The organism is Ligilactobacillus sp. LYQ139 (assembly GCF_045033025.1).
Classification (GTDB): Bacteria; Bacillota; Bacilli; order Lactobacillales; family Lactobacillaceae; genus Ligilactobacillus.
Window position 1 is genome coordinate 388022 of record NZ_JBJFZW010000001.1, and the last position, 18176, is coordinate 406197.

Consider the following 18176-nt stretch of genomic DNA (forward strand, 5'->3'; position numbering starts at 1 on the left):
GCTTCTAATTAATCAACCACTACTGCATATTTTCGTCATTGAGGAACGTGTCAAGCACACCTTCAACCATGTCCCATTCATCGTCGTCATCAATTTCAAATAGATCTGCGTCTTTTGCTTCTCCGTTTTCATCCGGTTTAAACGAAAAGGCCAACACGTCCACCTGTTCGTCTGGTTCAGCATCAGCTGGAACCAACAGAATATACGACTTACCATAATCCTCCGAATCAAACGTAAAAAGGATGCGGTAAAGACTTTCATTGCCTTGATCATCAACCAATGTAATTAAGTCGTCCTGTTCCTGTGCCATTTAATCTCCTCGTTTCTAATTTAATTTTGCAGTCAACGGTCCCTTCCGGTCAAGGTATCCTTGCAAAATCAGGCTTGCCGCCAACTTATCAATAACCTTCTTGCGCTTTGCCCGGGAGGTATCCGCTTGCTCAACCAGCATCCGCTCCGCCGCAACGGTTGTTAGCCGTTCGTCTTGATAATCTACCGGTAACCCGAAGCGTTCCTTAAGCAATTCACCATAATGCCGTGCTGCTTCTACCCGGGGACCCTCCGTATTATTCATATTTTTGGGCAATCCCACTACAAAAGCACTCACATCATGGTCAGTGATAAGGGCGGCAATCCGCTCAAGACCAAACTGCTCTTCTTTTTCGTTAATCGAAACAATCTCAACCCCCTGGGCGGTCCACCCAAGAAGATCACTCACTGCCACACCGACGGTCCGTGAGCCGACATCTAATCCCATCAACCGTCCCACGCGTACTAGTCCTCCTTATTCAAGTATGCCCGCACAAGCTCCTCAATAATTTCGTCACGCTCGTGCTTTCGGATCAAGTTACGGGCATTATTTAACCGTGGAATGTAAGCCGGGTCGCCAGATAGAAGGTAACCAACAATCTGATTAATTGGGTTATATCCCTTCTCCTCCAGTGCCTGGTAAACGGTCACGAGCGTATCATGAACACTTTGGGGATTATCAGCATCAAAATTAAAGAATACTGTTTTATCAGTTGGTTTCATCATGCCACCTCCAAACTAAGCTCCCGTACATAATCTGCTTTCAGTATACCATAACCGTTTTAAAAACAAGAGTTGCGGGAAGATAAACCGCAACCTTCTCGCTTTTTTGCGCATATAAAACAAACGGGCTGAGTAAAAGTCCGCCCCCTCCGAACCGATCTTCACAATTCAGTCGGTTTGCAACTTCTATTCTGCCCGTTTAATTTACTGCTGTGCTACCCACTCAGCTGCCTGCTTAAGGGCATCCTGAATACCAGCCGACTTCTTTCCCCCAGCCTGTGCGAGGTTTGGCCGGCCACCACCGCCACCACCAACAAGCGGCGCAATCGCCTTGATCAGATCACCGGCCTTCAAGCCAGCCTTAACCTGCGCATCACTCATTGCGGTGATGAGGTTTACCTTACCGTCTTCCGTGGCCGTTGCCAGTACCAAAATATCTGAGTAGCCGTTGGCCTTCCACTGGTCGGCAAGCTGCCGGAGTTGACCCATGCCAGAAACGTTTACCTGCGCGGCAATTAATGTCTTACCGTTGATTTCCTGAACGTCCTGAAAAACGTCACTAGCCTGCTGGGAAGCAAACTTGTCTTCTAAGGATTGTTTTTCCCGTTCAAGCTGCTTAATGGTCCCCTGAAGCTGGTCGACCCGTTCTGGTAAATCTTTTACTTGAACAACCTTTGCCTTTGCGGCGGCCGTTGTTAGTAAGTTGTCATGCTGTTTCAGGTATTCGTACGCTTCCTTGGAAGTGACCGCCTCAATCCGCCGGGTCCCGGCACCTACCCCAGATTCAGAAACAACCTTAAAGAGTCCCAGTTCACTCGTGTTATCAACGTGGTTCCCACCACAGAATTCCATCGAGTAATCACCAGCCTTAACCACCCGAACAGTATCACCGTACTTCTCCGAAAAGAGGGCAATGGCCCCCATCTTCTTGGCGGATTCAATGTCCGTAACGACCGTCTCTACCGGAAGTGCCGCCCAAATCTTTTCGTTTACAATCTGTTCAACTCGTTCGAGATCTCCCGGTGTAACGGCTCCCAGGTTGGTAAAGTCAAACCGCAAGTACGTTGGTTCAACCAATGAACCTGCCTGATGCGTATGCTCACCTAAAACATCGCGTAAAGCTTGGTCTAAAAGGTGCGTTGCGGTATGGTTCTTCTTTACCTTATTATGGAATTCCCGATCAACTTCAAGGCTATAGGTGCGGCCCGTTACCAGCGGGCCAAGCACCTTAACCGTGTGCATGTTTTGCCCGTTTGGTGCATGTTGGACGTCCGTAACGCGGGCAACAACCTCACCGTCTTCATCCTTAATTACTCCCTGATCAGCGACCTGTCCGCCCATCTCAGCGTAAAACGGAGTCTTATCAAAAATTAACTGGGCCCCGCCCCGGGCGGTTTGATCAACTAGTTCATTATTAACAATGATGTTCCTTAACGTTCCGTCGATGCTTAACTGGCGGTACCCTACGTACTCACTCGGCGTCTTAATATCAGTGAGCAGTCCGTTTTGAACCCCCATCGACTTAGCATCACTCCGAGCAGCACGAGCCCGGTCCTTCTGTTCCTTCATGGCAGCGTCAAACCCAGCCTGGTCAACCACCATGCCCGCATCATGCGCGTATTCCTGGGTTAATTCAAACGGGAAGCCGTACGTATCGTACATCTTGAACGCCCCATCACCCGGAATTTCCGTTTTTCCGGCTTGCTTTGTTTCAGCAATTAAATCATCTAGCAACTGCATTCCTGCGGCTAAGGTTTCGTTAAAGCGTTCTTCTTCCATCCGGATAACTTTCTGGATATAATCCACCTGTTCAAGCACTTCCGGATACGCAGATTTCATAATTTCACCAACAACAGGGACAAGGTTGTAAAGGAACGCGCCCTTAATTCCCAACTTTTGACCGTGCATGACCGCCCGGCGGATTAACCGCCGAATGACATAACCGCGCCCTTCATTAGATGGTAAGGCCCCATCGCCAATCGCAAAGGTAACCGCCCGGATATGGTCAGCAATGACCTTAAACGACACATCGGTTGTTGGTGCATCCCCATACTTAACGCCAGGACCCATTGCCGCCGTGGCGTCCATGATTGGTAAAAACAGGTCCGTTTCAAAATTTGTCGGCGCATTTTGGAAAATGGAAACAATCCGTTCCAGCCCCATTCCAGTATCGATGTTCTTATGCGGAAGTGGTTCGTAATTGCCATCCGGCTTATGGTTAAATTCAGAGAACACAATGTTCCAAATTTCCAGGTACCGTTCGTTTTCCCCTCCCGGATAATTTTCAGGATCATCCTCAGCAACGTTATTCATTTCCTGCCCACGATCATAGAAAATCTCGGAATCCGGACCACTTGGTCCCTGACCGATGTCCCAGAAATTATCCTCAGCCTCATAAATATGGCCTGGTAAAACACCAACCTCTTGCCAATACCGCTTAGCATCTGTATCCTTCGGGTAAACCGTTACGTACAGTTTTTCCGCATCAAACGCAAACCATTCCGGACTCGTAAGTAATTCCCACGCCCACGTGATCGCCTCTTCCTTGAAGTAGTCTCCCACGGAGAAGTTCCCCAACATTTCAAATAACGTGTGGTGCCGGGCAGTGTGTCCTACGTTTTCAATGTCATTTGTCCGGATAGACTTTTGGGAACTTGTAATCCGGTGGTTCTTAGGAACAACCGTCCCATCAAAGTACTTCTTCATCGTTGCTACCCCGGAATTAATCCATAGGAGCGTCGGGTCATCGTGTGGAATTAACGGCGCACTCTTTTTCACATCGTGCCCCTTACTCTTAAAGAAGTCCAGATACATCTGGCGCACCTGAGCACTCGTTAGTTTTTTCATAGTAACAATTCCTTTCCAACGATAAAAAGCACCGTCACAACGTAAGGACGCCTTTGCGCGGTACCACCTTACTTGCAACGATGCTAGTCGTTTACCTCTTAATAATTAGTTCATTTAGTTTTAAGTCAGGGAGCACAGGCTGCCTCATTCTAGATCCGTCGCACCACCAGGATCCTCGCTGCAGAACGCTAGCAGACCGCATATCCTGCCGCACCTAAGAATAGCAAACTCCCCCCTAGTTGTCAATTACCAGTTATCACGGTGTTGCTTACGCTGAGCTCGCATTTTCTGACGCCGTTCAATCCGGCGTTTTTGCTGAGCATCCTTTGCAATTACCCGCTTAATCTTTTTTTTGTATCCCGGTTTATGCTTCTTCTTAGCCTTCTTGACCATTCCTCGGAGTTGCGGATCCATATGATCCTGACGTTTTCCCCGCTGCTGGCGCCGACGTCGATCGTACGTATCAACTAACCGACCATTTTTTAACTCTTTAGGCTTAAAATGGATTTCCATCCCTTCAAGTTCCTTAATTTGGCGGTCATCGCCCGGCCCATACAAGGTTATTGCTGTCCCGGACAACCCGTTGCGCCCGGTTCGCCCAACCCGGTGAACAAAAAATTCTAGATCACGGGGAAGATCATCATTAATTACCAAAGACACCCCTTCAATATCAATTCCCCGGGCTGCAAGGTCAGTCGCAACCACATACTGGTATTCCATGTTATGAATTGCACGCATAACCCGCTTTCGTTCACGGGGTTGAATTCCCCCGTGAACGGTAGCAACGCGTAATCCCTGGTGCCGCAGATAAGTACTCAATTCATCAGCCCGTTCCTTAGTATTAGTAAATACTAATGCCAGGTACGGTTCTCCCATAGTGAGTAGCCGCAAAATCAGCTGATTTCGGTCACGCCCCTTCGTTGATAACAAAAAGTTATCAATCGTGGGACTAATTACATGCTGGTTTTCCACCACTTCGACTACCGGATTTTCCATGTATTTCCGTAAAAATGGGCGTAATTTTTCCGGAATCGTGGCGGAAAAGACCATCATTTGAAGATCACGCGGCATTGCTCCGGCAATGGCATCCGTTTCCGCTAAAAAACCGAGGTCGAGCGTCATATCAGCCTCGTCAACCACCAACATTTTAGTGCGGTGAACATCAAGCGCGCCTCGCCGAATCAAATCATTGATTCGCCCTGGGGTACCAATAACAATCTGGGGTTGTGCCCGCTGAAGCTTGCTGATTTGGCGTTGTTTATCAGTTCCTCCCACGTAATTTTGCACCACGATCGCCGGGTTAAACCGCACAATCTGCTTGGCGGCATCGTAAATTTGATAAGCCAATTCCCGACTCGGGGTTGTAATAACAGCTTGAACCGACTGAATCCGGGGATCAACCGCGTTAAAAATCGGAAGAAGAAACGTATGCGTCTTCCCGCTTCCAGTCTGAGATTGCCCCACAACACTTTTCCCCGCCATAATCGTTGGGATTAGCCGTTGCTGCACTTCCGTCGGACGGCTAAAGTTAATCGCTGCCAACGCCTTCATGATAAACGGCTGAAATTTAAAATCTGCAAAGGTCGCCATCACTGGTGTTCCTCCTCATACTTCGCTGCGAGAGCATCTAACTCAGCCACGTAGTCCGGGATCTGCTCTTCATCATGTAAAACCGCTCCACTAGCAAGGGGATGACCGCCACCATCGTGCTTCTTTGCCAATTCATTAATCACCGGCGCCTTTGACCGAATTCGGAGCCGGTATGTTCCGTCCCGTTGCTCAACAATTACGGTCCAACACAAAACATCCGCAATCATCCCGGGAAGGGAAACAACACTGGACGTCCCAGCATCCTTAATTCCTAACCGGGCAATATCTTCCAGTTTAATCACAACAAAAGCAGCATGATGCGCTGTAATCTCCATATTTTGATATACAAATGCAGCCAACCGCGCCTCCGGAAGGGAAATATCGCTTAACTTCCGGTTAACCGCCGGAGCATCAATTCCCTGCCGGAAAAGTTTAGCAACAACCTCCAACGTATGCGGTGTCGTATTATCGTACATAAACCGACCAGTATCCCCAACAATCCCGGCATACAGCATCCGGGCTGCTTCGGGCGTTAAGTGAAGCTTCCCGTGGCTCGCTGAAACAAGGTCCACTATCAGTTCAGACGTACTTGATGCTTCTGGGACAACCCAGTTTAACGGCGCATACTGATCTTCTGCTGGATGATGATCAATTTTAATGAGATCAGCTCCCGTAGTATACCGGACATCGTCAACCCGCGGCGCATTTGCCGTATCCAAAACAATCACCAAAGCGTGCTGATAAACCGCATCGTCAATGGTCTGTTCCTTGGCAATCCAATCAAGGCTGTGCACGTCTTGCCCAACCTGATAGACCTGCTTACCCGGAAAACTTGCCCGCAAAATGGTTGCCAACCCTGCTTGAGCTCCCACGGCATCCGGATCCGGCCGCTGGTGGCGGTGAATAATAATCGTTGGTGCAGCTTCAATCTTATTAATAATTTCATCTTGTACTGTCATCCTTATCGGTCCCTTCTTCAAAACCTTCCTGTTACCCAGTATAGCAAATTCCCCGCCTAAAGCGGGAGGCGGATGTTCTCAAAGGCAACGTCATCCAGGTTAGTCATCGTCAAACCCAACAGCCGAACGTTAATAGCATCCGGTTGAACCACGTCAAATAATTGCTGCCCATACCGTTGAATTTCTTGAACATCATTTTCAAAGTAATCATCCAGGGTAATCCGCCGCGTAACCGTTTCAAACGCCGCATTCCGCACCTTAATGACAAGCGTCTTCCCGTGTTTTTGTTTCCGGTGAAGTTCACTAACAAGCCGTTCGGCCGTCGCATGCATTACGCGCTCAACTTCAACACCACTCATCAATGGCTGGTCAAACGTTCGTTCACTTCCAATTGATTTGCGCTCCCGTTGCCATTCAACTGGTCGGGGATCAATCCCCCGAATCCGTTCATAAAACAGGTGACCCGCCTTACCAAAGCGCCGGATTAACTCCGTATCGCTCACCGCATATAAGTCCGCCCCCGTTTCAATTCCCATAGCATGCATTTTTACAACGGTCTTCTTCCCCACGCCCCGAATGGTCTCAATGGGAAGCGGATCAAGAAAGACCCGCACATCCTCCTGCCGGACAACCGCCACACCAACTGGTTTACGGTATTCCGATCCAAGCTTTGCTAAAAATTTATTTGGCGCCACCCCTACCGAACAAGTCAGGTGGGTTTGCTCAAAGATGGCCCGTTGAATCTGGCGGGCAACCACAATTGCTGACCGGATTCCCTGTTTATTTCGCGTAACGTCCAAGTATGCCTCATCCAAAGCAACCGGTTCAATCATATCGGTATACTCGTGAAAAAGCGCATGAATCTGGTCGGAAACCCGGTGATACTTGGGAAAGTCTGGCCGCCGAAAGTGAGCTTGTGGGCACCGCCGAAGGGCCTCTTGTGCACTCATGGCCGAGTGAATCCCGTATTGCCGCGCAATGTAATTGGCAGTTGCCACTACCCCATGTCCCCCGGAATGTCGAGGATTCCGGCTTACCACAAGCGGCACGTTTTGTAATTCTGGGTGATCCCGCATTTCAATTGATGCGTAGAAGGCGTCCATATCGACGTGAATAATTTTTCGTTGTCCAACCACAAAATCATCCCCACAATCGTTCTTCCTTTTATTAAAACGCCGCACACGTGTTCGTGCAACTTCTTTTAATTTTACGCTAAAAAAGAGGCCGGAATCTATGATCCAACCCCTCGCATATTCAAATCCCTCACGGTGAAATGCTTATTTTTCGTAAAAATCATCATCGCTGCTGAACATGCCTAACCACAAAGAAAACAATGGTGGTTATAACTGCGGTAATAATGAATACATTAGCCATCGCAAAATCGCACAGAAGACTAATCCCCGCCATCGCCTTATCTGCACCGTGTAATGCAGCCGCCATCAACCACCGGTCCATCGTTTCAACAATCACAATCTGCGCAATCCATCCTAGGATAACGGTCACCATCATCACCCCCAGAGCGGCAAACCCACTTTGACGTAATGACAGAACATTGCGTAACGTCCACCACGCTAGTAGCCAAGCAATTAATACGTAACCACACCACATAATTCGTGAAACGACGACCTGCGCATAGAGCGAAGAATGCCTCAAAAATATTTCCGCAGTAAAATTCAGCGCCATCTCAACAAAGGTTAGTATAATGGCAAGCGTCCATAACCGTGCTATCCCCTTCTTGGACGGGACGTTTTCCCCCGACTGCTTAGGAGCCTTCCGGACACCATAACTAAACTGTTTCCGTTCCATTGAGTATCCTCGGCGCGTTAGTTCTGCTGGTCAGTCGTGGCCTGTTTTTTAGCGGGAGCATCCGTTACGCTGGCCTTAAACACGGAGCCAAGGCTCGCAATGTTCTGCAACTCACTCGGAATTACCAACTTTGTTGCTTGTCCATCCGCCAACTGCTTAACGGCCTCTAAGCCCTTAACGGTTAACGTCTGATCCGTTACGTCCGCCTGACTAATTGCACTCAGTCCGTCAGCTGTGGCCTGTTGAACCTGCCGAATTGCCTCAGCCTGCCCTTCAGCTTCCAAAATTCGGGACTGCTTTTGCCCCTCAGCGACCTGAATCGCTGATTCCTTATCGGCCTGAGCCTGCAAAATTTGAGATTCTTTTTGCCCTTCCGCCTGCAGAATTGCGGCTTTCTTGTTTCCTTCAGCAGCCAGCACCTGAGCCCGGCGTTCCCGTTCAGCTTTCATTTGCTTTTCCATGGCATTCTGAATTTCAGCCGGCGGCGTAATATCCTTTACTTCCACCCGGTTAACCTTGATTCCCCACTTATCGGTGGCGCCATCCAAAATGGTCCGCATTTTGGTATTAATGATGTCCCGGCTCGTTAATGTCTCGTCAAGATCCAAATCCCCAATAATGTTCCGAAGCGTCGTTGCCGTTAAGTTTTCAAGCGCGGCGACCGGGTTTTCAATTCCGTAAGTCGTCAGTTTAGAATCCGTCACCTGAGAATAAACCACGGTATTAATCTTAATCGTAACGTTATCCTTCGTAATCACCGGCTGTGGTGGAAAATCCATTACCTGTTCCTTAAGGGAGTTCTTAGCTACCACATTGTCGACAAACGGAACCAGAAAGTGAACACCGTTTGTCCAGGTAGCGTAGTAACTTCCCAATCGCTCCACAACCCAGCTTTGACTCTGACTAACAACCCGAATATGACCGAGTACGTACACAACTACCGCAACTAAAATCAGCAATAAAATTAAAAAAATCATTTGTCATCCTCCTGCTTAATTTTTTCCACTGTCACCGTAACGCCATTCAGCGCAGTGACCACTACCTGGCAACCAACGGGTAAATCATGATCAGCTGTTGCTTTCCAATCATCCCCTGCAACCGTTACCCGACCAGTACCATCCTTAACCGCAACCGTTACCCGCCCGTGCTTTCCAATCACGGTTTCCGCAGTATTGAGCGGGTGATAGCCATGCCGTTGTAGCAAGTGCTTGGCAAGCGGGTGAAAAATTACTCCCAGAATAATCCCGGTTACTAAAAACTGAACTAGCTGAACCGTTAAGCTAACGTGGCACACCTGCAACCCCAGGCTAACGACTGAACTAACGGCAAACCAAATTGCCACTAACTGGGTCGTAAACAACTCGATGATAAGAAAGAGCGCCGCCAGGCCGGCCCAAATCCAAAGCAACGTCGTTGGGGTTAGTCCCAATTCGTTCATTCCCTTCACCTCCTAGTTTCCAATATAGGTCAACGAAACTACGTCCGGGTTAATCTCAATCTTTGTCCCCTTCTTTAAGGTTACCGTTGTTGTTTCGTGTTTTTTAAGGCGAGCAAACGTTGTAAGCCCATCCGCCTTTCCAATGTTACCCGAGCCACTCAAAACCCGGACTTTGTACCGCCCGGCTGGTAAATCTTGCCCCACCGCGTATACGGCTGAACCAAGAATCAGGTTATGGGGCTTGGGGGGCAGCTGAACCCGCTGGAGGTGAACCGCACCACTAGCCACTTCAATCTTCTGGTCTTTCTGGATGGCTACCACCACACTTGTGTAGTGATGCTTCTTCATGTTTGGATGAGCATATAGTGTGAAGTAGTCATAACAATTATTACCATCAAATGACACAATAGATTGATCATCAGCCCTCGTTGTATCACAGTAGGTTACCTGATAAATTCCCGGTTGCACATCAGCGGTTGACCGGACCGAATCACCATTATAGATAAATTGGTCGGCCCGCTCCTGGTTTTTAAGAGGGATTAAGGTGATGGTATCACCCTTACCCCCCTTCAACTTCACTTCCCGGCCAGCAGGTAGGTTTGCTACCCCCTGAATAATGTTATCAGTTTGGGCGCCATTCACATAATAGATGTTATTATGTGCTTCAAACGATAATTCATGAAAATCATCATCAAAATTTTTATTGGCCCGCGTCAACTTGACGGCGTACCGCCCAGGTTTAATCTGGCCATTATTATCTACCGTTGTCTTAATAGTTTGGTCGTCCTGGTCAAAATGAATTACCTGAGGCTGGCCCGCCGTGACTGCTTGCAAATCCGCCCCACTCTTTGCCTGACTAACAAGCTGCTCCCGCTGCTGCTTGTTGGGAGCGGCAATCGCCCGGGGCACCTTTTCCTGAGCTTGTTCAGCCTTCTTATCCGCCTGATCAGTTTTATGGTGTTTCTTAGGCGTACGCCGTTCGGTTTGAGCCATCCGGTGCACATCATGCACCACCGTTCCCATGAAGCTGCCCCCCATAAGAATCACCACAAGTATTAGCCAAAACCACCACCGGCGGTATAGCGGTTTTTTATCGTTCTTAATGGTATACATTGGTGAAACTACTCCTTATCAATTTCTTAACAAACAACCACTTCACAATACCGTATTTTAAATAAAAAGTAAATAATTAACCCCTAATTCCCCGTCACTTTTTCATTGGGACTAACCGAAAAATATTCGGACCGGATTCGAGTTTCTCACTCCGATAAAAAGTAACGACTACACTCGTTCGCTTCCCGTTAGGCTTAATCTTTTTGGTTGTTATCTCATCGCCGTTTTTTCTGGATTTTAACCCGCGCCTTCCCCTGTTCAGCAATTATCCGGTACCGCCCCGCCGGAAGGTCCTTCCCAATTTGGTATTCCATATCTATAAGTAACAATGACCGGGGGTGTTTAAGTGGGGCCAATTACTTAAAACACAACACCCCAGAATCATTCTTAATTTCCTGACCACGATGAAGTGCGACCGTTACTGAATTAAACTGGCGTTTCTTTCGGGGATGTGGCTTTAGGTAGGCCAACCCACCATCCACCTCAATCCCTGCCGGGTCACTATTAGTTGCGGTTAATGTCATCTGATACAATCCTGGACGAATATCCCTTCCAATCCGCCAACTAATGCTGGGATATAAAACCTGACTTCCGCGGAGTTGGCGCTTCAACGGAATGAACATAATTACATCCTCCCGGTTTCCGAAAGCGGTAGGCCCACGAATTTCCCGTAAACCGACTAGCCATATCCTGTTGGAGATCCGGAACACCCAAAACCTGTTCAGAAGCGGGCGCATGGCCATGCGCTCCCGTATACTGTGCCAGTCTTTTAGACGATAAGTGCACCCGTGAGGCAACCGCTGCGGTGCGTTGCACTTCATAGGTCCGTACTTGCCAGATTCTCCACCGGATGCCACCCACACTGCCAATAACGAGTAACATCCCAATGATACACAATATCCAAAAATTACCCCGTAGATAAAACGGGCACCGCTTTTCCTGAACCGAATACATCTACTTTCTCCTTTACTGAATTAAAGGGGCCGTGACAACCGCCACGGCCCCGTAATTTACTTCTTTATTCTGGATCATATACCCAGAACTTTCCGTCCCGGGCCAGCAATTCCATTGCACTCCGGGGTCCCATCGTTCCACAGTCATAATTTGGAAAATCTGCCGGCGTTCCTTCGTCATCCCAGACCTGCTCAATGGCATCCACAAACTGCCACGAATAAAGCAGCTCTTCCAGGTGAGTAAAGTTCATGGCATTCCCGTACAAAACGTCCAAAAGCAGTTTCTCGTAAGCCCCAGGAATTTCGTTTTCGTTGGCCTTAAACTCAAGATTAATCGGCCGGATGGCGAATCCTTGCCCCTCCTTCTTGGTATTGAGCTGCAATGACATCCGAGAATGCGGGTCCGCCTCAATCGACAGCACATTCTGCCGAATTTCACCGTACTTAAAAATTCGTGCTGGCAGGTTCTTAAACACAACGTCCACCCGGGACTGCTTGCACCGCATCCGTTTTCCTGTCCGGAAGTAGATTGGCACCCCAGCAAAACTCATGTTGTCCACGATCAGCTTCCCCGCCACGAACGTTTCGGTCCCAGAGTACTCGTCAACCCCTGTTTCTTCACGGTACCCCTTCATTCCGTTCGCCGCGTCGTACTGACCCCGAACAATGTTTTGCTTAATCTCATCGGCACTGTAAAATTTAAGTGCTTTAAGAGCGCTCATTTTCTCCCGCCGGATATCCTCATCAGTAAATGATGCCGGCGAATTCATCGTTAATAGCGAGACAATTTGTAAGACATGATTCTGAAACATGTCCCGCAAAGCACCTGCTCCTTCATAGTACCCAGCCCGGGTTCCCACCCCAAGCGGTTCGCAAAGCGTAATCTGAATATTATCAATGTAGCGATTATTCCACAAAGCATTAAACAGGTTATTCCCAAAACGCAATGCGGAAATATTCTGAATCATTTCTTTTCCAAGGTAGTGATCAATTCGGAAAATCGATTCCTCCGGGAAGTATTTGCGCAGGTCAGCGTTAAGTTTCCGGGCACTTTCGAGGTCGTTTCCAAATGGTTTTTCAATTACCAACCGATTATACCCTTCCGGGGTTACCAATCCCTGGGTCTTAAGGTGCTTGGCAATCACGCTGAAAAATTTAGGCGACATTGCCATGTAAAAAATTCGGTTTCCCCCAAGCTGGTACTGTTCATTAAGGCGCTCAGCTAGTTGCCGGAGGGTTACGTAGTGCTGCGTATCATTCACGTTATGAGCCTGGTAGTAGAAGTGACTCGCAAACTCGTTCGGATCAATCGTGGTTGGCACTAACTTCCGAATCGAATCCAAGACAACCTCGCGGTAATGATCATCAGTCCACTCCCGGCGAGCAGTCCCAATCACCGCAAAGTCGTCATCAAGAAACCCCTTCCGGTACAGCTTAAAAAGGGACGGATAGAGCTTCCGCCGTGCAAGGTCCCCCGTTCCGCCGAAGATTACGAACAACGCCTTCTGCTTTTTTGTCATTATTATTCTCGCACCACTTTCCAGAGTATTCACCACCATTTTAGCGAGAAACCCACTAATTAACAACAGGACGATTCAAATTCCCCTAACTTTTACCATAAAAAAAGTTGAGACTAACGCCTCAACCTTAACGAAAAACATAATAATATAATTATTGCTCTATTCAGGCCTTAATCACCTAATCATTAAATCAAGTGAACACCCTTATCAACGTAAATTACATCACCAACAACCCCGGTTGACAGATCACTCATCAAAAAGGCGCATAGCCCACCAATTTCCTTAGTTGTTACGGACTGACCATCAACCGTTCGTTCCTTTGAAATCTTCAGCAGATCTGAATGCCCGTGAATCCCCGTAACGGCTAATGTCCGAACTGCTCCGGCAGAAATGGCGTTCACCCGCACGCCGTCCTCGCCCATATCCCGGGCAAGGTAGCGCATGCTTGCTTCCAGCGATGCCTTAGCAATTCCCATTACATTGTAACTTGGAATGACCCGTTCTGACCCAAAGTAAGTAAGAGTGACAATACTTGCCGGATTATTTAGGATATCCTTCCCGTACTTTGCAACGGCAATTAGGGAGTATGCCGATATATCATGAGCAAGCGCAAAGCCATCACGACTTGTATTTAAAATGCTTCCCTCGAGCTCCTCTTTTTTGGCAAACGCAATTGCATGAACAATGCCGTCAACTTTGCCAAAACGCTCCTTCACGGTTTTAAATGCCTGCTGAATACTTTCATCATTAGCAGCATCACATTCTACGAGCCGATTATCATCCTCAACCAACCGGCTCACTCCACGCTTCATCCGCTCATTCTGGTAGGTGTAAATAATCTCCGCACCCTGCTCTTCCATTACCTGCGCACATCCCCAGGCAATGGAGCGTTTATTGGCAACCCCCATAACGAGAATCTTTTTTCCTGATAATAATCCCACTTTCCATTACTCCTTTACTTAAAACTTCCGATAGCGTTGCTTCCGCCGCTCAAGCAGTTCAGTCGTTGTCATCCGTTGCAGCCGGGGTAACTCACGTTTAAGGACGTCAGCAATATTCCGCACAACTTTCTTGTGCGAACCAGGTTCGGGAATAATTCCCTCAATAACCTGCTGCTTTAATAGCGCCTGGGGTGTCAATTGAAGAAGCTCAGCAGCTTCCGCTGAACGACTGCTGTCCTTCCACAGAATTGATGCAAATCCCTCTGGTGATAAAACCGAGTACATTGAATCTTCAAGCATCCACACCTCATCACCACAGGCCAAGGCAAGGGCCCCGCCGCTTCCTCCTTCACCAAAAATAATGGTGATCATGGGAACCGGTACGGTACTTAACTCAAGAAGATTCCGTGCAATAGCCTCGCCCTGACCGTTTTCCTCTGCCGCTTGTCCCGGATACGCTCCAGACGTATTAACAAGCGCAACAACCGGCCGGTGAAACTTAGCCGCCTGCATAATTAACCGCCTGGACTTCCGGTAACCAGCCGGTAGCGGACTTCCAAAGTTCTTGGCAATCCGCTCCTCGGCGCTTGTTCCCTTATCCGTTGCAATTAAGGTCACCGGCTGTTGGTTGAATATCCCAATTCCACCGATAACAGCCTGGTCATCCCCGTTCCCACGGTCACCGTGGAGTTCCATGAACTCACTGCATAAGCCGCGAATCAGTTCTGGGGTCGTAATCTTTTTTGGCCCCCGGGCGGCAGCAACAATGGCCGCCGCTGTTTGCTTATCACCTTTAGCCATTGTTTCTTCCTCCCATCACATTATACTTCAAAAGCCACGCAACCGTTGCGCGCATTTTATCCCGCGGGACAATCGCATCGATAAATCCATCCTTTAAAACCGTCTCAGCATCCTGAAGATCAGCCGGAACTTTCTGGTGCATTGTCTGTTCAATTACCCGTTTCCCAGCAAAACCTACTAACGAACGAGGTTCTGCGAGGATAATATCACCCTGCATCGCATAACTTGCCGTAACTCCCCCGGTCGTCGGATCACACAAGACCGTTAAATAAAAGAGCCCTGCATCGCCATGATCCTTCACCGCCCGGGAAATCTTGGTCATTTGCATCAGGGAAACAATTCCTTCCTGCATGCGCGCGCCGCCAGATGACGTGAACAAAACAACGGGTAACTGTTCTCGGGTTGCCCGTTCAAAAAGTCGTGTGATTTTTTCACCAGTGACTCCGCCAAGGGAACCCATAATAAACTGGGGATCCATGATTCCCAAGGCACACCGCTGCTTCTTAATCATTGCTACTCCGGTCAAAACCGAATCATTGAGATTTGTTTTTGCCTGACAGACAGCAATCTTATCGCGGTATCCCGGAAAGGATAACGGGTCATTCGTCTGAAGGTCTGCATCATACTCGGTAAACTGGTTCTTATCAACCAACCAACTTAACCGTTCCCGGGCACCGATTCGAAACCCGTACCCGCACTGAGGGCAAACCTTATACTTCCCTAATTCCTTATGGTAAACCGTTTGGTGACACTTTGGACACGCTTGCCATAGTCCCTCGGGCACCTTATCCATGGCCTCCTTATCAGCCTTAACGTGTTGGCTGCGGAGGGTCTTCAAGTCAAACAGTCGCATTATTTATCACCCATCTTCTTTTTCCAACGCGGCAAAACCTGTGTCTCGACGTAATCCGTCGTAAATGTCCCAGCCCGAAAAACCGGGTCTTTTAATATTTCAAGGTGGAACTGCTGATTAGTGGTAACCCCTTCGACGCGCATTTCCTTAAGTAACCGCGTCATTTTGGCAATTGCTTCAGCCCGATCGTGCCCCCATGCAACCACCTTGGCAATCATCGCATCATAGTATGGTGAAATGGTTGCTCCCGGGTACAGCTCAGAGTCAATTCGAACACCGAGATTTCCAACCGGCAGGTACAACTTTGTGACCTTTCCAACCGCCGGCATAAAATCCCGTTGGGGGTCTTCGGCGTTAATCCGACATTCAATCGCGTGTCCAGAAATCTGCACATCATCCTGCGTAAACGGTAAGTCGCCGCCAGCAGCAACAATAATTTGGGCCTTTACGAGGTCAATCCCAGTAATCATTTCTGAAATCGTATGCTCAACCTGAATTCGAGTGTTCATTTCCATGAAGTAGAAGTGGTGCTCCTGATCCATTAAAAACTCAATCGTCCCGGTATTCAAATAATCAATCGCTTCGGTTGCGCGTAGGGCAATCTCACCGAGGTGCGCCCGCTCAGCTGTCGTTAACTGACTACACGGGCTTTCCTCAATCATTTTTTGCTTATTTCGTTGAACAGAACAATCCCGTTCCGGGAAATACGCCATATGTCCACTCCTATCCCGGAACACCTGCACCTCAATGTGTTTGACATTGGTCATAATCTTTTCAAGGTACATCCGCCCATCGCCAAACGCACTCTGAGCTTCGCGCTGCGCATTATTAAACGCCGCTACCAGATTCTCTTTCCGGTCAACCCGGCGAATACCCTTACCGCCACCACCAGCTGCTGCCTTGAGCATTACCGGATAACCAACCTTAGCCGCCACCTTAAGCGCCTCATCCGCATCGGCAATAAACCCATCGCTCCCCGGAATTACGGGAACCGCACTCTGCTGCATCCGTACCCGGGCGTTGGCCTTATTTCCCATTAACTCGATGGTTTCCGAACGCGGTCCAATGAACGTAATCCCACAAGCCTCACACATTTCAACAAATTCGCTGTTCTCTGAAAGAAATCCGAATCCAGGATGGATCGCCTCTGCCCCAGTGCCAACAGCCGCCGCAAGGATATTCTTCATGTTTAAATACGAATCCTGCGGCCGGTTTCCGCCAACACAGACAGCTTCATCAGCCAATTGAACATGCAGGCTGTGTTGATCCGCTACCGAGTATACCGCAACCGTTTTAATTCCCATTTCCTTTAAGGAACGAATAATTCGAACAGCAATCTCGCCCCGGTTAGCAACCAATACTTTCTTAAACATGCACTTACCGCCCCGTCTCTTCGTCATCACCGATAAAGAACGTCAACGTTGCCGAGCAAGCTTTCTTGCCATTGACCGTTGCGATTCCCTTTCCGGTACCGATATTATGCTTCAACTTTTCGAGCGTTACTTCCAGGCGTAACTGATCACCCGGCCGAACAATCCGCCGAAACTTGGCGTTTTTAATGCCGCCAAAAAACGCCGTTTTCCCCTTAAATTCCGGTTGTGACAGTAACGCCACCGCTCCGGTCTGCGCCAACGACTCAACAATCAGCACTCCCGGAAGGACCGGATTATCCGGAAAATGGCCATTAAACACTTCTTCGTGGGCTGTCACATTCCGAATAGCAACCGCCTTTTCACCAGGAACAATTTCTTCAATCCGGTCAATTAGTAAGAACGGATAACGGTGCGGAATAATCTTTTTAATTTCATTAATGTCCATTCCCATTGTTATCCCTCCGTTACGCGGAAGAGGGGTTGATCAAATTCAACAAGGTCTTCATTATCAACAAGGACCTCCGCAATCACCCCGTCAACGTCACTCTTAATCTCCGTCATCATCTTCATTGCCTCGATGATGCAAACAACGTCGCCCTTATGAACAGGCTGACCAACCGTCACGTAAGCGGGACTATCTGGCTTAGCCTGTAAGTAAACCGTCCCTACCATCGGCGCCTTAATTACGGGGCCTTCTTGTTGGGTTGCCTTAGCTTGAACCGGTTCTTCTTTTGGTTGAGAAACTTCAACCGGTTGCGTTGGTTTAACCGGTGCTGGAGCTACTGGCTGGCTAGCTGGCGCTACTACCGGGGAATCGTTTCCGTCCTGTTGTGGCGCATCATTCTTACTCAGCCGAATCCGAAATCCATTTTCTTCGGTAATCTCCAATTCCCGGGTCGGGGACGCATTAAACTCCGCCATTAAGTCCTTAATTTCATTAAAATTCACGC

20 protein-coding genes are annotated in these 18176 nt (G+C 48.5%); all 20 read right to left on the minus strand.

Annotated features, from left to right (window positions below):
* Positions 1 to 19 precede the first annotated feature (19 nt).
* The 20 genes from ACI3E1_RS01935 to accB all read right to left on the minus strand — a co-directional run bounded on the left by ACI3E1_RS01935 (position 20) and on the right by accB (position 18174).
* A complete protein-coding gene (locus ACI3E1_RS01935; RefSeq protein WP_405023992.1) occupies positions 20 to 310 on the minus strand; it encodes a DUF1292 domain-containing protein in 291 nt (96 codons plus the stop codon).
* Between the two features lie 15 nt (positions 311 to 325).
* Positions 326 to 769, minus strand: coding sequence for a Holliday junction resolvase RuvX (gene ruvX / locus ACI3E1_RS01940; RefSeq protein WP_405023993.1), 444 nt, complete (start codon positions 767 to 769; stop codon positions 326 to 328).
* Positions 770 to 774: 5 nt separating this feature from the next.
* Entirely contained in the window at positions 775 to 1032 is a 258-nt protein-coding gene (locus tag ACI3E1_RS01945; RefSeq protein WP_405023994.1) for an IreB family regulatory phosphoprotein, read from the minus strand.
* 204 nt (positions 1033 to 1236) lie between these two features.
* Positions 1237 to 3879 (minus strand): alanine--tRNA ligase, encoded by a 2643-nt coding sequence (gene alaS / locus ACI3E1_RS01950; protein ID WP_405023995.1) that lies wholly within the window; start codon positions 3877 to 3879, stop codon positions 1237 to 1239.
* 246 nt (positions 3880 to 4125) lie between these two features.
* Positions 4126 to 5469 carry a DEAD/DEAH box helicase gene (locus tag ACI3E1_RS01955; RefSeq protein ID WP_405024049.1) on the minus strand — a complete coding sequence of 448 codons (1344 nt, stop codon included), beginning with the start codon at positions 5467 to 5469 and terminating at the stop codon, positions 4126 to 4128.
* Positions 5469 to 6428 carry a bifunctional oligoribonuclease/PAP phosphatase NrnA gene (locus ACI3E1_RS01960; protein ID WP_405023996.1) on the minus strand — a complete coding sequence of 320 codons (960 nt, stop codon included), beginning with the start codon at positions 6426 to 6428 and terminating at the stop codon, positions 5469 to 5471. Before ACI3E1_RS01960 ends, ACI3E1_RS01955 begins: the two co-directional genes overlap by 1 nt.
* A gap of 56 nt (positions 6429 to 6484) precedes the next feature.
* On the minus strand, positions 6485 to 7564 hold the full coding sequence (dinB, locus tag ACI3E1_RS01965) for a DNA polymerase IV (RefSeq protein ID WP_405023997.1): 1080 nt from the start codon (positions 7562 to 7564) through the stop codon (positions 6485 to 6487).
* 160 nt (positions 7565 to 7724) lie between these two features.
* On the minus strand, positions 7725 to 8234 hold the full coding sequence (locus ACI3E1_RS01970) for a hypothetical protein (RefSeq protein WP_405023998.1): 510 nt from the start codon (positions 8232 to 8234) through the stop codon (positions 7725 to 7727).
* 17 nt (positions 8235 to 8251) lie between these two features.
* Positions 8252 to 9211, minus strand: coding sequence for an SPFH domain-containing protein (locus ACI3E1_RS01975; protein ID WP_405023999.1), 960 nt, complete (start codon positions 9209 to 9211; stop codon positions 8252 to 8254).
* Positions 9208 to 9672: an NfeD family protein gene (locus ACI3E1_RS01980; protein WP_405024000.1), complete on the minus strand. Its 465-nt coding sequence runs from the start codon at positions 9670 to 9672 to the stop codon at positions 9208 to 9210. Before ACI3E1_RS01980 ends, ACI3E1_RS01975 begins: the two co-directional genes overlap by 4 nt.
* Positions 9673 to 9684: 12 nt before the next feature.
* Entirely contained in the window at positions 9685 to 10785 is a 1101-nt protein-coding gene (locus tag ACI3E1_RS01985; protein ID WP_405024001.1) for a hypothetical protein, read from the minus strand.
* A 356-nt stretch (positions 10786 to 11141) separates the two neighbouring features.
* Complete coding sequence (locus ACI3E1_RS01990) at positions 11142 to 11408, minus strand: hypothetical protein (protein ID WP_405024002.1); 267 nt, start codon at positions 11406 to 11408, stop codon at positions 11142 to 11144.
* Positions 11350 to 11739, minus strand: coding sequence for a hypothetical protein (locus ACI3E1_RS01995; protein ID WP_405024003.1), 390 nt, complete (start codon positions 11737 to 11739; stop codon positions 11350 to 11352). Before ACI3E1_RS01995 ends, ACI3E1_RS01990 begins: the two co-directional genes overlap by 59 nt.
* A 64-nt stretch (positions 11740 to 11803) precedes the next feature.
* On the minus strand, positions 11804 to 13258 hold the full coding sequence (gene zwf, locus ACI3E1_RS02000; RefSeq protein WP_405024004.1) for a glucose-6-phosphate dehydrogenase: 1455 nt from the start codon (positions 13256 to 13258) through the stop codon (positions 11804 to 11806).
* A gap of 185 nt (positions 13259 to 13443) precedes the next feature.
* Positions 13444 to 14199, minus strand: a complete 756-nt coding sequence (gene fabI / locus ACI3E1_RS02005) for an enoyl-ACP reductase FabI (RefSeq protein ID WP_405024005.1) — start codon at positions 14197 to 14199, stop codon at positions 13444 to 13446.
* An 18-nt stretch (positions 14200 to 14217) separates the two neighbouring features.
* Positions 14218 to 15000: a carboxyltransferase subunit alpha gene (accA, locus tag ACI3E1_RS02010; RefSeq protein WP_405024006.1), complete on the minus strand. Its 783-nt coding sequence runs from the start codon at positions 14998 to 15000 to the stop codon at positions 14218 to 14220.
* Complete coding sequence (gene accD / locus ACI3E1_RS02015; RefSeq protein ID WP_405024007.1) at positions 14993 to 15853, minus strand: acetyl-CoA carboxylase, carboxyltransferase subunit beta; 861 nt, start codon at positions 15851 to 15853, stop codon at positions 14993 to 14995. Before accD ends, accA begins: the two co-directional genes overlap by 8 nt.
* Positions 15853 to 17226, minus strand: coding sequence for an acetyl-CoA carboxylase biotin carboxylase subunit (gene accC / locus ACI3E1_RS02020; protein ID WP_405024008.1), 1374 nt, complete (start codon positions 17224 to 17226; stop codon positions 15853 to 15855). Before accC ends, accD begins: the two co-directional genes overlap by 1 nt.
* Before the next feature lie 4 nt (positions 17227 to 17230).
* A complete protein-coding gene (fabZ, locus tag ACI3E1_RS02025) occupies positions 17231 to 17677 on the minus strand; it encodes a 3-hydroxyacyl-ACP dehydratase FabZ (protein WP_405024009.1) in 447 nt (148 codons plus the stop codon).
* 2 nt (positions 17678 to 17679) lie between these two features.
* A complete protein-coding gene (gene accB / locus ACI3E1_RS02030; protein WP_405024010.1) occupies positions 17680 to 18174 on the minus strand; it encodes an acetyl-CoA carboxylase biotin carboxyl carrier protein in 495 nt (164 codons plus the stop codon).
* Between the last annotated feature and the right edge of the window lie 2 nt (positions 18175 to 18176).